Annotated in this window: 14 protein-coding genes; 2 read left to right on the forward strand and 12 right to left on the reverse strand. The window is 70.6% G+C overall.

Annotation, left to right across the window (positions count from 1 at the left end; translation table 11 throughout):
* Nucleotide 1 precedes the first annotated feature (1 nt).
* The 8 genes from ACIRR9_RS16405 to ACIRR9_RS16440 form a co-directional block, all read right to left on the reverse strand.
* A complete protein-coding gene (locus ACIRR9_RS16405; protein WP_403751741.1) occupies nt 2–952 on the reverse strand; it encodes an aromatase/cyclase in 951 nt (316 codons plus the stop codon).
* Between the two features lie 47 nt (nt 953–999).
* Nucleotides 1,000–1,785, reverse strand: a complete 786-nt coding sequence (gene fabG / locus ACIRR9_RS16410; RefSeq protein WP_403751743.1) for a 3-oxoacyl-ACP reductase FabG — start codon at nt 1,783–1,785, stop codon at nt 1,000–1,002.
* Nucleotides 1,786–1,902: 117 nt separating this feature from the next.
* Nucleotides 1,903–2,175 (reverse strand): acyl carrier protein, encoded by a 273-nt coding sequence (locus ACIRR9_RS16415; RefSeq protein ID WP_316784645.1) that lies wholly within the window; start codon nt 2,173–2,175, stop codon nt 1,903–1,905.
* 45 nt (nt 2,176–2,220) lie between these two features.
* On the reverse strand, nt 2,221–3,432 hold the full coding sequence (locus ACIRR9_RS16420; protein WP_403751745.1) for a ketosynthase chain-length factor: 1,212 nt from the start codon (nt 3,430–3,432) through the stop codon (nt 2,221–2,223).
* Entirely contained in the window at nt 3,429–4,700 is a 1,272-nt protein-coding gene (locus tag ACIRR9_RS16425) for a beta-ketoacyl-[acyl-carrier-protein] synthase family protein (RefSeq protein WP_384566734.1), read from the reverse strand. Before ACIRR9_RS16425 ends, ACIRR9_RS16420 begins: the two co-directional genes overlap by 4 nt.
* Nucleotides 4,697–5,026, reverse strand: a complete 330-nt coding sequence (locus tag ACIRR9_RS16430; protein WP_316784642.1) for a TcmI family type II polyketide cyclase — start codon at nt 5,024–5,026, stop codon at nt 4,697–4,699. Before ACIRR9_RS16430 ends, ACIRR9_RS16425 begins: the two co-directional genes overlap by 4 nt.
* A gap of 93 nt (nt 5,027–5,119) precedes the next feature.
* Nucleotides 5,120–6,892 carry an acetyl/propionyl/methylcrotonyl-CoA carboxylase subunit alpha gene (locus ACIRR9_RS16435; protein WP_403751747.1) on the reverse strand — a complete coding sequence of 591 codons (1,773 nt, stop codon included), beginning with the start codon at nt 6,890–6,892 and terminating at the stop codon, nt 5,120–5,122.
* Between the two features lie 448 nt (nt 6,893–7,340).
* Nucleotides 7,341–7,958 carry a response regulator transcription factor gene (locus ACIRR9_RS16440; RefSeq protein ID WP_123981978.1) on the reverse strand — a complete coding sequence of 206 codons (618 nt, stop codon included), beginning with the start codon at nt 7,956–7,958 and terminating at the stop codon, nt 7,341–7,343.
* 685 nt (nt 7,959–8,643) lie between these two features.
* Here ACIRR9_RS16440 and ACIRR9_RS16445 point away from each other — a divergent pair.
* On the forward strand, nt 8,644–9,354 hold the full coding sequence (locus ACIRR9_RS16445) for a ScbR family autoregulator-binding transcription factor (protein WP_365351921.1): 711 nt from the start codon (nt 8,644–8,646) through the stop codon (nt 9,352–9,354).
* On the opposite strand, the gene ACIRR9_RS16450 is transcribed toward ACIRR9_RS16445, so the two are convergent.
* Nucleotides 9,300–10,334 (reverse strand): NAD-dependent epimerase/dehydratase family protein, encoded by a 1,035-nt coding sequence (locus tag ACIRR9_RS16450; RefSeq protein ID WP_403751749.1) that lies wholly within the window; start codon nt 10,332–10,334, stop codon nt 9,300–9,302. The two genes, ACIRR9_RS16445 and ACIRR9_RS16450, sit on opposite strands and share 55 nt — an antisense overlap.
* Complete coding sequence (locus ACIRR9_RS16455) at nt 10,331–11,593, reverse strand: ScbA/BarX family gamma-butyrolactone biosynthesis protein (RefSeq protein ID WP_403751751.1); 1,263 nt, start codon at nt 11,591–11,593, stop codon at nt 10,331–10,333. The genes ACIRR9_RS16450 and ACIRR9_RS16455 overlap by 4 nt, the downstream gene beginning before the upstream one ends.
* 145 nt (nt 11,594–11,738) lie before the next feature.
* On the opposite strand from ACIRR9_RS16455, the gene ACIRR9_RS16460 reads away from it, so the two are divergent.
* Nucleotides 11,739–12,548 (forward strand): ScbR family autoregulator-binding transcription factor, encoded by an 810-nt coding sequence (locus tag ACIRR9_RS16460; protein WP_403751753.1) that lies wholly within the window; start codon nt 11,739–11,741, stop codon nt 12,546–12,548.
* Nucleotides 12,549–12,768: 220 nt separating this feature from the next.
* Here the strand turns inward: ACIRR9_RS16460 and ACIRR9_RS16465 are convergent, their stop codons facing one another.
* Entirely contained in the window at nt 12,769–13,461 is a 693-nt protein-coding gene (locus ACIRR9_RS16465) for a response regulator transcription factor (protein WP_403751755.1), read from the reverse strand.
* A gap of 78 nt (nt 13,462–13,539) precedes the next feature.
* On the reverse strand, nt 13,540–14,232 hold the full coding sequence (locus ACIRR9_RS16470; protein WP_384575198.1) for an antibiotic biosynthesis monooxygenase family protein: 693 nt from the start codon (nt 14,230–14,232) through the stop codon (nt 13,540–13,542).
* Nucleotides 14,233–14,350: the final 118 nt, after the last annotated feature.

Consider the following 14,350-nt stretch of genomic DNA (forward strand, 5'->3'; position numbering starts at 1 on the left):
GTCAGCGGCTCTTCTCCGCGTGGTCCTTGGCGTGCCGCAGCGTGGCGCGGCTGTTGGTGCTCAGCGCGCCCTGGACGTACTCGCGGGCGTCCTCCACCGTCGCGTGCGCGCCGAGGATCCGCGCGATGTTGTCCGGGTTGAGCACGACCGTGTGCTGCGAGGTGGCGGCGACCCCGCGCGGGTACTCCTCGAACGTCCACAGCCCGGTGTGCAGGGTCATCAGGGCCGGCAGGGTGACCTGCTTGTAGGCGATCGCACGGTGCGGGAAGGTCACCCGGTACGACTTGGTGGTGTGCGTCGAGCCGTCCTTGGCCCTGGTGTCCATCTCCAGGACCTGCAGTCCGGGCGTCGGCTCCTCGAACCCGACGCGGGCCACGTGCGGCAGCCGGTCCACCCACAGGTGGGCGTCGTTGATGAAGTCGTAGACATCCTTGGCCGAGCCCTCGATCAGTACCGTGTCCTCGAAGGAGAAGGTCAGCTCACGTGCCGAGTGGGCGCGTTCGACGTTCTCCTTCAGGGCGGCAAGCTCCGAGCGGGAGTTGCGGTCGACCGCCTCGTCGATCCAGGCGAGGCTCTCGGGGTCGTCGTCGACGGCCCGGTAGTCGTGCAGCAGCCGTACGAGCGACTCGCCGCCCCGCTCCTCGATCTCCCAGGCGCCGCCCATCGCGGCGACCGGGGGTGCGGAGACCTCCTGGCGGAAGGTGATCCGGCGGCCGTCCGGGTCCAGGGTGCGCCGCGAGGTCCAGTTCTTGGCCTCGCCGTTGGCGGTGGCCCAGATCCGGATGCGCTCCTCGCGCTCGTCCTTCTCCACGTGGTCGACGTGGATGGTCGGGGGGAAGATCTGCGGCCAGTTCTGCACCTCCGCGATCAGCCGGTAGACGGCGTCGGCGGGGGCCGAGACGGTGATCTCGTGGGCTACCTGGCGAGTGGTCGTTGCGTCCGTCGTGGTCACGTCCTCGTCCTCTTCTTCCTGTCCGTGTTCCGCTGGTTCGTGGCGGGTCAGAAGTTGCCCAGGCCGCCGCAGACGTTGATCGCCTGGGCGGTGACGGACGCGGCGGTGTCGGAGGCGAGGTAGCCGACCATGCCCGCGACCTCCTCCGGCGTGGAGTAGCGGCCGAGCGGGATCTTGGCCTGGAACTTCTCGAGGATCGCGCCCTCGGTGGTGTCGTAGGCGGCGGCGTAGCCCTGCCGGACGCGCTGGGCCATGGGCGTCTCGACGTACCCGGGGCAGACGGCGTTGACGGTGATGCCGGTCGGCGCGAGTTCGTTGCCGAGGGCCTTGGTGAAGCCGACGACGCCGTGCTTGGAGGCGGAGTACGGGGCGCCGAGCACCACGCCCTGCTTGCCCGCGGTGGAGGCGATGTTGACGATCCGGCCCCAGCTGCGGCCGCGCATGCCGCCGGTGTTGAGCACCTCGCGGGTCAGCCGGAAGACGCTGTTGAGGTTGGTGTCGATGACGTCGTCCCAGAGCTCGTCCGCGATGTCGGCGGTCACTCCGCCGCCGCTGCGGCCGGCGTTGTTGACCAGGATGTCGACGGCGCCGAAGCGGTCGACGGCCGACTGCACGAAGTCCTGGACGGCCTGCGCCGAGCGGACGTCCACGGCGGCGCCTTCGGCCTCGACGCCCTCCTCCTGGAGCTGCTTGACCGTCGCGGCCACGTTGTCGGCGTTGCGCGCCCCGATGAAGACCTTGTGCCCGGCGGCGCCCAGCTGCCTGGCCACCGCCAGTCCGATCCCGCTGGTGGCCCCGGTGATCAGGGCGACCCGCTGCGTCTGTTCGGGCATGCTCTTTCAACTCCCTTGTATGGAGGGCTGCTTGGTGGGGGGCTGCTTGGTGGGGGGCTTGCCGCCGCCGACCGGGGGGTGACCGACGGCGGCTCGACAGAGTCGGGGGCCGGAACGTCAGGCGGCGGTGGCGGTCTCCCCCAGCTGGGAGTTGACCGCGTCGATGAGGGCGCGGGGCGTGTTGCTCTCCGTCAGGACGTCGTCGTCCAGGACGATGCCGTACTCGCGCTCGATACGGCCGCCGGTCTCCAGGAGCGCCAGCGACTCGTAGCCGAGGTGCTCGAAGTCCTCGTCGAGGATGTCGCCGTCGAGGTCGACGGACTCCTCGGCGCCGGCGCCCTCGATCAGGATGCGCTTGAGGTCGTCGAGGGTGAACTCGTGCTTGTCCACGTGCTGTTCCTTTCGGGTCAGTTGTCCGGTCGAAGGGGCGAGGGGTCAGGACAGGGCCCGTACCACCGCCGCCGAGTTGAAGCCGCCGTGGCCGCGGGCCACCACCAGGGCGGTGCGGATACGGGCCTCGCGGGGGCGGTCGGTCACGAGGTCGAGGTTGTGCTCGGGGGACGGGCTGACATGCACCGTCGGGGGGATCACGCCGTCCCGGATCGCCAGGAGCGCGGCGGCCAGGTCGAGGGGCGCGGCACCGGAGTACAGGCGGCCCGTCATCGTCTTGGGGGCGGTGACCGGGACGGCCGCCGGGCCGAACACCGCGGTGAGCGCCGCCGCTTCGATCCGGTCGAGCTCGGGGTCGGCCGCCGCGTCCGCGAACACCACGTCCACCGCGTCGGCCGCCACCCCGGCGTCGTCCAGGGCGAGTTCGATGGCCCGGCGCAGCGCCGGCGGGCGCCCGCTGCCCGGCTTGGGGTCGAACGTCGCGGCGTACCCGGCGACCTCACCGTAGATCCGCGCGCCGCGGGAGCGTGCCGTCTCCTCGGACTCCATGACCAGCAGCGCGCCGCCCTCGCCCGGCACGTACCCGTCGGCCGCCTCGTCGAAGGGCAGATAGGCCCGGCTGGGCTCGTCGCTCGTGGTCAGTCTCTGCGCGGCGAGCTGGGCGACCCAGCCCCACGGGCAGATGGAGGCGTCCACGGCGCCGGAGACCACCAGGCCCGTACCCTTGCGGATCTGGCGGCGGGCCTGGGCCACCGCGTCCAGACCGCCAGCCTGGTCGCTGACGACCACGCTGCTGGGGCCCTTCATGCCGTGCCGGATGGAGATCTGGCCGCTGTTGACGGCGTAGAACCAGGCGAACGACTGGTACGCACTGACGTACTGGCTGCCCCTGCTCCACAGCGCCTGCAGCTCGCCCTGGCCGAACTCGAAGCCGCCGGAGGAGCTGGCCGTGACCACGCCCATGCCGAACTCGGGCAGATCGCGCGGCCGGATCCCGGCGTCCTCAAGGGCCCAGTCGGCGGCGACCAGGGCAAGGCGGGTCATCCGGTCGGTCTGCGGCAGCAGCCGGCTCGGCAGGTGCTCCTCGGCCACGAAGCCGGGTATCTCGCCGGCCAGCCGGGCCGGGTACTGCGCCGGGTCGAAGCGGGTGATACGGCCGATGCCGCTCTTCCCGGCGAGGGTCGCCTCCCAGTAGTCCTGGACCCCCAGGCCGTTGGGCGCCGTGACGCCGAGGCCCGTCACCACCACCGCGGTCATGCCATGCTCCTCTCGGGACGGGCGAGCACCATCGCGCTCTGGAAGCCGCCGAACCCGCTGCCCACCGTCAGCACCGCGTCGGTCAGCTGCTCGCGGGCGGTGACCGGCACGTAGTCCAGGTCGCACTCCGGGTCGGGGGTGTGCAGGTTGGCCGTGGGGGGCACCACGTTGTGCTCCATGGCCAGCGCGGACGCCGCGATCTCGATCGAGCCGATGGCACCGAGCGAGTGCCCGACCATGGACTTGATGGAGCTGACGGGCGTGCGGTAGGCGTGTTCGCCGAGGCTCTTCTTGAACGCGGCCGTCTCGTGCCGGTCGTTCTGCTTGGTGCCGGAGCCGTGGGCGTTGATGTAGTCGATCGAGTCGACGTTCATCCGGGCCTCGCCCAGCGCCACCGTGATGGCCTCGGCCATCTCCGCGCCGTCGGGCCTGAGGCCGGTCATGTGGTACGCGTTGCTGCGGGTGGCGTAGCCGGCGATCTCGGCGTAGATGTGCGCGCCGCGGCGGCGGGCGCTCTCCAGCTCCTCCAGGACGAACACCGCGCAGCCCTCGCCGAGCACGAAGCCGTTGCGGGTGCCGTCGAAGGGCCGGGAGGCCTGCGCCGGGTCCTCCCGGCGCGGGGTCGTCGCCTTGATGGCGTCGAAGCAGGCCATGGTGATCGGCGAGATCGGCGCGTCGGACGAACCGGCGATCATCACGTCGGCCGAGCCCTCGCGGATCAGCTCGACGGCGTAGCCGACCGAGTCGATGCCGGAGGTGCAGCCGGTGGACACCACCGTGTTCGGGCCCTCGGCGCCGACCGCCCAGGCGACCTCGGCGGAGAAGGAGCTCGGGACGAAGTAGTTGTACAGGTGCGGTACGGCGTACTCGTGGTCGACCAGGTGCAGCCGGCCGCCGTCGCTGACGATCCGGTACTCCTCGTCGAGGCCGGTGGTCGCGCCGACCGCGCTGCCGATGGTGACGCCCACCCGGTGCGGTTCATGGGCGGCGAGGTCGATCCCGCTGTCGGCGACCGCACCGCGCGCGGCGACCACCGCGAACTGGGCGGCCCGGTCCATCCGGCGGGCCTCCTGCGGAGCGAGACCGTGCCGCTCGGGGTCGAAGTCGATCTCGGCGGCGACCTGCGAGCGGAACGGACCGGGGTCGAAGAAGGAGATCCGCCGCGTCGCGGTACGGCCCTCGCTCAGCAGCTCCCAGAAACTGTCCTTGCCGACGCCACCGGGGGCGAGGACCTCGATGCCCGTGACGACGACTCGACGGCCGGTCATGCGGACGCCTCCCAGTTGTAGAAGCGGGTGGCCATCGCGTCGGCGGGCGACCGCCAGGTGGCCGGGTCGTACGCCTCGATGAAGGGCTTCAGGTCCTCGCTGATGCGGACGAACCGCTCGTCGGACTTGGCCTCCTCGATGAGCCGGCCGCCGTTGTCCGCGTCGAAGTCCTGCAGATGGAAGTAGAGGCCCCGGTACTGGAACAGCTGACGGCGCCGGGTACCCATGAGATGCGGCATCTCGGACTCGTCGAACGCGCCGAACAGCCTGGCGACATCGGCTGCCGAGCCCGGTTCCATGCGTGCCACGATCAAGGTGCTGTGCATGAAGCTCTCTCCTTGTGATGGTGCGTGGGACAGGGGGGAGCGGAAATGGGTCGTATTCCGCGTACGTCTGGATCGCGCCTCGCCGGGGTGTGGTCAGTCCTTGATCTCGCAGATCAGGGCGCCGGAGGTGAGGGAGGCGCCGACCTCGGCGGCGAGGCCCTTGACGGTGCCGGCCTTGTGCGCGTTGAGCGGCTGCTCCATCTTCATGGCCTCCAGGACGACGATCAGATCGCCTTCCTTGACCTCCTGGCCCTCCTCGACCGCGACCTTGACGATCGTGCCCTGCATGGGCGAGGCGAGGCTGTCACCGGAGGCGGCCGGGCCGGACTTCCTCACCGTCCGGCGCCGGGGCTTGGCACCGGCGGCCAGGCCGGTGCGGGCCAGGGTCATGCCGAGCGAGGCGGGCAGCGAGACCTCCAGGCGCTTGCCGCCGACCTCGACGACGACCGCCTCACGGCCGTTCTCCTCCTCGGCCTCGGCGTCGGCCGGGGCGGTGAAGGGCTTGATCTCGTTGACGAACTCGGTCTCGATCCAGCGGGTGTGGACCGTGAAGGGGTCCTCGGAGCCGGTGAGCTCGGGGCCGAACGCGGGGTCGCGGACGACGACGCGGTGGAAGGGGATGGCGGTGGCCATGCCCTCGACCTGGAACTCGTCCAGGGCCCGGGCCGCCCGCTGGAGCGCCTCGGCGCGGGTGCGGCCGGTGACGATCAGCTTGGCGAGCAGGGAGTCCCAGGCCGGACCGATGACCGATCCGGCCTCGACGCCGGCGTCCAGGCGGACACCGGGGCCGGAGGGCGCGTCGAAGCGGGTGACGGTGCCCGGAGCGGGCAGGAAGTTACGGCCCGGGTCCTCACCGTTGATCCGGAACTCGAACGAATGACCGCGCAGCTCCGGGTCGCCGTAGCCGAGTGCCTCGCCGTCGGCGATCCGGAACATCTCACGGACCAGGTCGATACCGGCGACCTCCTCGGTCACCGGGTGCTCGACCTGGAGGCGGGTGTTGACCTCCAGGAAGGAGATCGTGCCGTCCTGGCCGACCAGGAACTCACAGGTGCCCGCGCCGACGTAGCCGGCCTCCTTGAGGATGGCCTTGGAGGCGCGGTACAGCTCGGCGACCTGGGCGTCGGAGAGGAACGGCGCGGGGGCCTCCTCGACGAGCTTCTGGTGGCGGCGCTGGAGCGAGCAGTCACGGGTGGAGACGACGACCACGTTGCCGTGGGTGTCGGCCAGGCACTGGGTCTCCACGTGGCGGGGGCGGTCGAGGTAGCGCTCGACGAAGCACTCGCCGCGGCCGAACGCGGCCACCGCCTCACGCACCGCCGACTCGTACAGCTCCGGGACCTCCTCCAGGGTGCGGGCGACCTTCAGACCGCGTCCGCCACCGCCGAAGGCCGCCTTGATGGCGATCGGCAGGCCGTGCTCGGCGGCGAACGCCACGACCTCGTCGGCGCCCGCGACCGGGTCGGGGGTGCCGGCGACCAGCGGGGCACCGGCACGCTGGGCGATGTGACGGGCCGCCACCTTGTCACCCAGGTCCCGGATGGCCTGCGGCGGCGGGCCGATCCAGGTCAGGCCCGCGTCCAGGACCGCCTGCGCGAACTCCGCGTTCTCCGAGAGGAAGCCGTAGCCCGGATGGACGGCGTCCGCCCCGGCCTCACGCGCCGCGTTGAGGACCTTGTCGAAGTCCAGGTAGCTGGTGGCCGGGGTGTCACCGCCCAGGGCGAACGCCTCATCCGCGGCGCGGACATGCAGAGCATCCCGGTCCGGGTCCGCGTAGACGGCCACGCTCCCGATCCCGGCGTCCCGGCAGGCCCGGGCCACGCGGACAGCGATTTCGCCACGGTTGGCGATGAGCACCTTGCGCACGACGGGCCCTCTCCTCATTCGGCAGGAATTCTGGGATGATCAAGCGTGTCCGGGGGAATCCCGCTCCCGGGCAGTCGCCCGAATACCTGTCCATCGTCGGCGCGGCACATCGGTGCGTTCAACAGCCAACCATTAAGCCTTCAGACCAGATCTGCAGGTGGGCTACGACTTTGTTGGCACACTGCCAGGCCAGTGTCAGAGAATGGTCAGAAGCGGCGCCGAACCGTCCCCGGGTGGCGAACAGTTGGCCGTCGGCCGAATACGCGGATGCCGGGGAACATGACGCGGCCGGCATACGAAAGGGCGGGCTCCGCCGTCCGGAGCCCGCCCTGTTCGAGAATCTGTGTTGAAGGATCTGCGCCGGAGGATCTGTGTGCAGGAAATCCGTGTACGAGAAATCCGCGTTCGATGATCCGTGGAGATGGCGTGACGTCCCGCCGGAGGGATGTCAGACCGTTCCGAAGCGGAACCCCACGCCGCGGACCGTGACGATCCAGTCGCTGCCTCCGAGCTTCCCGCGAAGGCTGCTGACGTGGGTGTCCACGGTGCGCCGGGACCAGGAACCGCCCCAGACCTGCTGCATGATGCGCTTGCGTGTGATCACCGTCCCCGGATGCGCCGCGAGGAGGAAGAGCAGGTCGAACTCCTTGCGGGTCACCTCCACCGCCTCACCGTGGAGACTGACCTCGCGTGACGAGGCGTCGATGCGCAGCGGTCCGCACGAGACCACTCGCGCGGTGACCGACTGCGGCCGGGCACGGCGCATGACCGCGTCCATCCGGGCCATCAACTCCCGGAAGCCGTACGGCTTGACGAGGTAGTCGTCCGCGCCGGCCTGGAGGCCGAGGACGCGGTCGAGTTCCGTACCCCATCCGGTGACGGCGATGAGGGGCACGTCGCTGAGCGACCGGATCGAGCGACACACCTCCAGTCCGTCCAGGTCGGGCAGTTCCAGATCCAGCAGGACGATGTCCGACACCTGATAGGCCTGCAGAGCGGCGCTTCCCGTGCCCACTCCTTCGACCTGGTGTCCGTGCCGTCGCAGTCCGGCGGCCAGGGTGTCCATGTCACCCTGGTCGTTCTCGACGACCAGAACCCGCCAACTCGCCGAGGGCCTCCGGATCTGAGCTGCGAGGGACTTCCTTGCTTCCAGGGTGCTGCTCGTTGCGCCTTGGCTCACTTGCTCTCCCCCTGAACATGTCGTTCACGCTCGAGCGCCTGACGTCCCGAGCTTAAAAACCTACCTCTCGGTTTGTCAAAAAAAGACTGGGTAAACTCACACTCCGTCACATCCACAGTCCGGTTTGCGGTAGTTGAGCAGGATTCTTGGTTCAAGATCTGCGTCGAAACGTAATCAACATCACCCTTACGGATCTTGCCAACTCCGGACTTTGGACCGCAAGTTCCGTTTCTGAGGCCACTGACGGGGGCGGCGGTTTGTTCTTGGCGTCAACCAACTCGCCTTGATCGCCCGGTACGCGCCGGCACGACCATGCGTATATGCGTTGCGCGGCGCCGCGGGCGTTGGTAGACCTTCCGAAACGTTTTTGACTGTCCGATTCCCTGCTTCCACCCGGCATTCACTCTGGCCAGGATGTGGAAAAGCGTGATCTTCTGGGCAGTATTGACGGAGTGTCGACAACGCGGGTCCAGGGTCGAACGGACCCTCCCGAGGCGAGCCGGACACGGAGCCGCTATAAACAGACCGTCAAGTTTGTTCTCTGGATCGCGGGATGGAAGGATGCAGGCAGGTGGGACACCAACAGGAGAGGGCGACCCGCACCCGCCGACTGATGCTGAAGTCGGCGGCGGAGGTCTTCGACCGCGAGGGCTACGCGTCGGCCAGGCTGGCGGACATCAGTGCCCACGCCAGAATGAGCACCGGGGCGCTGCACTTCCACTTCGCCAACAAGGAGGACCTGGCCCGGACGGTCGTGAACGAGGCGCGCGGGATCCTGTGGCGCGCCGCCCTGATCCCGTACGAGAAGAACGGCGAGCCGCTGCAGTCCCTCGTCGACATATCGCACACGCTCGGCCAGTTGCTGTCCTGGGACGTGGTGGCCCGGTCCGGGTTCAGGCTGGACACGGAGTGGCCGCGCGGCGGGCGGCAGCAGTTCATCCACGCCTGGCACGCCTGCCTGCGGCGGCTGCTGGACCGCGCGGAAGAACGGGGTTCGCTCCGGGAGCAGATCCAGCCGCAGCCGCTGACCTGTGCCATCGTCGCGGCCACGACCGGTATGGGGGTGCTCATCAAGGGACGTACCGGAGAACAGACCCGGGGAGCCTTCACCGGGTTCTGGCAGGGCTTCCTGCCGGGGCTCGCCGCGCCGCACGTGCTCGGCGAGCTGAACCCCGGCGGCACCACCGATCTGGTGGACTACGCGGTGACCGCGTCCCGTTACCTGCCCTACGAACCGGCCGAGGCGGACGGCGCGGAGACGGCGGCCAAGGGGCCGCTGTGATCCGGGACCGGCCGTCGGCTCCGGTACCAGTGGGCGTACCGGGGCAGCCGCTCGGCGAACCCCGCGCCGGGGTCGCAGCCCAGGTCGGTCCAGACCCGGTCGTCGGCGAACCAGTGGTCCGCCGCCATCAGTTCCAGGTGGTGGCGGGCCGTGTGGTCGTCACGGACCCGGGCCGACGCGGTCTCGGCCGGGATGCCGGGCACGGCCGCCGGAAGGAGGCCGTACAGGTCGGCCACCGCCGACACCAGCAGCGAACCGGGCACCGGATCCGGGTGGTTGACGAAGCGGACCCGGCCGGCGGGCGCCGTCGGCGAGAGCGCGGCCGCCATCAGCACGCGCCCCAGGGTCCCGGCGTCGATCATCGACTGCAGACCGCCCCAGCCGTGCGGGCGCGCCCCCAACTGCCGCAGCAGCGCCAGCAGTCCGGGAACCACCCAGCGGTCCCCGACCCCGTACACCAGATGGGGCCGCAGCACGGTGCCGCCCGCCGCGAGGACGTGCCGCTCGGCTGCCGCCCGGGTGCGGCTGGTGTCCGAGAGCGGCGCGACCGGCACCTCCCCGGGACGGACCCCGCGGAACGGACCCCGCCCGAGCACGGCCGCCGTGCTCAGGTACACGAACCGCCCGACTCCGGCCCGCCGGGCCTCCTCGACCAGCGCGCGGGTGCCCAGGTCGTTGACCCTGCGCAACTGCCCGGGATCGCCGCCGACCTGGGAGGCGCAGTGGACGACCGCGTCCACGCCGTCGCAGACGCCACGGAGCGAGGCGGGGTCGGTGAGGTCCCCCCGTACGTAGTCGGTCCGGTCCCGCCGTACGCAGTCGGTCCGGTCCCCTCGGCCGTGGCCGGCCGGTGTGCCGGTTCCGGGCGGCGGCTTGCGGACCAGCAGCCGCAGCCGGACGTCCCCCGCGGCGTGGGCCGCGGCCGCCGCATGACCGCCGACGAATCCGCCGGATCCCGTCACCAGGACGAGCGGGCTCACCTTCTGCCCCGCACCGTGCCGCCCAGCGTCGCGGCGAAGACGGGTTCGTCCCCCTGCGGCCCCTGCTGCAGCCCCCCCACCCGCAGCACGGGCCCCTGCTCCGGGCAGTTGTCGTGCCGGGCCAGGATCCAGCAGGGCTCGGCCAGTTCGCAGTACTTCTGGAAGGTGACCCGCAGCGACACCGGGTGGAAGACATGCCCGGGTGTGAGCACGGCGGCCGCCTGCCGGGCGGCTTCGAGGAGCACCATCCCGGGGACGTGGTCGTTGGCGCGGGCGAAGAGGGTGGGGTGCGTGGTGTCCAGGCGCAGCCGCCAGCCGGGGCGGTGCTTGGAGAGGGCGAGGACGACGTCCCTGCGGTCGGTACGGCCGGTCTCGTGCGGCGGCACGGCCGGCAGCAGCGGCACCGGACGGCCGACGGCGGACATCCGCTCGCCCCGCAGTCTGCCGTAGACACGGGCCGAGGTGACGACGAGGACGCCGATGCTGGTGGCGAGCAGCCGGCCCCGGCGCTGGAAGCGCAGGTCGACCCGCATGCTGACGAGGCGTCCGGCGCGCAGCCGGACGTCGGAGCAGTCGACCACGACCTCGATCGGGCCCGAGGCGCCCGCGACGGTGAAGTCGGGGGTCTCCAGCGTGTATCCGATCTCCCGCATCACGAACTGGTCGCCGACCGGGACCCCGAACGCGGCGTGCGCGAGCATCATCGTCGCCTGCCTGGTGGTCTCGGCCACCAGCATCGGGTCCTGGCGGCCGTCGGGCAGCGGAGCGAAGAAGCGGTGCGCGACGGGCCACTCCACCGAGACGAGGAAGCGGTGTTCGGAGAGCCGCAGCCACTCCACCGGGAAGCGGTCCTCGATGTACGGGCGGTGACACAGCTCGGGTGTGGCCCTGCCCTCGGCGGGGTGACTCGGTTCGGCGGGGCCGGGCCGGTGGACCGGGGTGCCATGGTCCGGTATCAGAACCGGCGCGTCGGTCTGGAAACCGGGCGGGGAGGCGCATTTCGCGGCGTCGAGCAGAAGGTTCTGGCCGTTGACCGGACCGCTCTGCCCGTTGATCGGGGAACTCTGCCCGTTGTTGCGACAGCTCGGTCCGTCGTGGTGTTCCAGGGTCCCGACGGAAGCGGTGCCGGACGCCGGTTCAATGGTGTTGAGCTGCGATGATGCGGGTGCCGTCAGGGTCGCCGCAGCGGCCGTGGCAGGGGAGTCGGGCCGGCTCGGGGCCGGTTCCGTACCACCATGAGTAGCGACTAACCGGTCCATTACTCGTATGTCACAGTCAGACATGGTTTGCCCCCAGAGTCGATGAGTGCGGGGATCGTTCCCCCCCTCGACAAAAGACTGGCAGTCCGGTTCTCTTTGTGGGGCGACCTGACCAAGCTCTGACATAGAAACAGGCACCGAGGCCATGGCACGACAAGCACGAGCAATCCAGACCCGCGAGTCGATCCTGCTGGCCGCCGCCGCGGTGTTCGACGAACGCGGCTACACCACGGCGACCATCACGGAGATCATCGCCCGAGCCGGCGTCACGAAGGGGGCCCTCTACTTCCACTTCTCCTCCAAGGAGGAGCTCGCCCACGGAGTCATAGCGGCGCAGCTGGACCTCGGGCCGCTGCCCGCGCAGCGGACGAGACTGCAGGAACTCGCCGACCAGGGGCTGCTCTTCGCCTACCTGCTGCAGAACGACCCGCTGACCCGAGCGAGCGTGGGTCTGGCGATGGACCAGTGGAACGAGGGTGTGGAGAGCGACAACCCGTTCCACGGCACGCCGTTCCAGTCCTGGGCGGACCGGCTGACCGAGGTTCTCGTCGAGGCGCGCGACCGGGGGGAGTTGCTGCCGCACGTCGACGCGGCGGAGACGGCGGAGCTGCTCGCGGGCTCCTTCACCGGCATCCAGTGGACGTCCCAGGTCCTGTGCGAGCGCAAGGACCTGATGCGCCGGGCGATCGTCATGTTCCGGCATCTGCTGCCCAGCATCGCGATGCCGCAGATACTGCCCACGCTCGACCTCGCCCCGGACCGGGCGGAGCGTCTGCTGGCCTCCCGTGACGCGGTGCTCGACGGGCAGCCGGGGCCGCTCGACGAGGGGAGCGGGGGCATCTCGGAGACCGGCGCGCTGCCGGAGGCCGGCGTCTTCGCGGAGGGCAGGACAGGAGCGGGCGCCACGGAAACGGGGAGCGGAGCCGTCCCGGAGGGGGAGGACAGCTCCGCCTGACCCGGTGCCGGTTTCGCACGGCTCTCGAAACCGGCACCCCGGTCTGCTCCCAGCACACCAGGAACAGGGTCGACTTCAGGCCGCGGTGCCGCTCCGCACAAAGCCGAACACCCGCACCCCGCCGCCCGGTTCACCCGACGGCCACTCCCCCGACGACACCCCGACCACCGGGCCCGTCCGCCCGCCGCCCGGGCCCGTCGTCGCGCCCAGGGGGTGGGGGTCAGGTGGTGTCCAGTCCGCCGGTGCCCGCGTGGGTCGGGGCGGCGTCCTCCAGGCGGTAGCCGACGCCGCGGACCGTGACGATCCAGCCGTCGCCCAGCTTGGCGCGCAGGGCGCTGACATGGGTGTCGACGGTGCGGGTGGAGATGGCCCACTCGTCCGTCCACACCCTGGCGATCAGGTCCCGGCGGGAGACCACGGTCTCCGGTGCCGAGGCCAGGAGCAGCAGGATGTCGAACTCCTTGCGGGTCAGCTCCAGCGGGAGGTCCCCGACCCATGCCGTACGTGCTCCGGGGTCCAGCCGCAGGGCCCCGCAGGACACGCCGGCCGGGTCCCCGCCGGGGGTGACGCGGCGTGCCACCGCGTTCATCCGGGCGACCAGCTCCCGGAACCCGTACGGCTTCACCAGGCAGTCGTCCGCACCCGACCGCAGGCTCAGCACCCGGTCCATCTCGGTGTCCCGGCTGGTGAAGGTGATCAGTGGCGTACTGCCCCGGGCCCGGATCTCGGCGCACACCCGCAGCCCGTCGAGATCCGGCAACTCCAGGTCGAGCAGGACGACTTCGGCCTGCTCCCACTGTTCGAGCGCGGCCCGCCCGGTGCGGGCCCGCCGGACCTGGTGGCCGTTGCGCACCAGGCGGCAGACCAGCGGCTCGGCGGTCCCGTCATCCGGATCGATCACAAGTACGCGCATGTCCACTCCACGCCGGACCACTCCACGCCGGGCCGCTCCCCGGTGACGCCGGACGCCCCCGGGCCGCGGCCCGGACGGTCATTCGCCCGCCGACCGGGTGTGCACCACGCGGTAGGTGTTGGAGTCCCGCCAGACGGCGAGCGCGTCCACCTGGGCGTCGGTCTTCTGCCGGTCGGCCGAACGCTCCCCGGCCGGCTGGTCGCGGAAGGCGTCGTACGCCTCCTTGCTGTCCCACTGCGAGTAGACGACGACCCACTTGCCCTCGATGCCGCGCCCGCGCAGGCCGCGCAGCACGGTGTGGCTGCGGTAGCCGGGCACGTCCTGGAGCCACTTCTGGGACACACCGAGCGCGTCGACCAGGGCGTCCTGGGCGGGCTCCATGACGCCGTAGAGGTCGATGGCCGTGTAGTCGTCGCGGGACGGACCGATCTCGGTCTCCTCGACGCCCGACTTCTGCTGGGCGAAGACGACCTCGTTCTGCAGCAGTCGTATCGCGGTGGTGATCTCACCGAACAGCGGCAGGGTGCGGTGCTTGAACTCCTCGCCGGCGTACCGGGTCTCGAGGTCCTCGGTGGAGCGCCACTGGATGAAGTTGGCCGTGCCGAACTTGGTCTGGCCGCTGTGCACGGTGCTGGACATCCACCCCTCGTAGGTGGCGGCGTCGACGATCTCGCGCATCGCGGCGAGCAGGCTGTCCTGCTTCTCGGCGGAATCGGTGGAGAACAGGTTGAGCACGGTCAGGTTCTTACCGTCGGCTGCGATCTTCGGCATTCTCTCTTCTCTTCCGGTAGAGGTAAGACACGGATGAGGGACAGGGATGAATCCCAGGGATGGGGCACAGCGCGGGATTTCCCTGGCCGGTGCCTCCTGAGCCAGCATGGCAAGGTCG

This window comes from Streptomyces sp. NPDC101234 (genome assembly GCF_044767525.1).
Taxonomy (GTDB): Bacteria; Actinomycetota; Actinomycetes; order Streptomycetales; family Streptomycetaceae; genus Streptomyces; species Streptomyces sasae.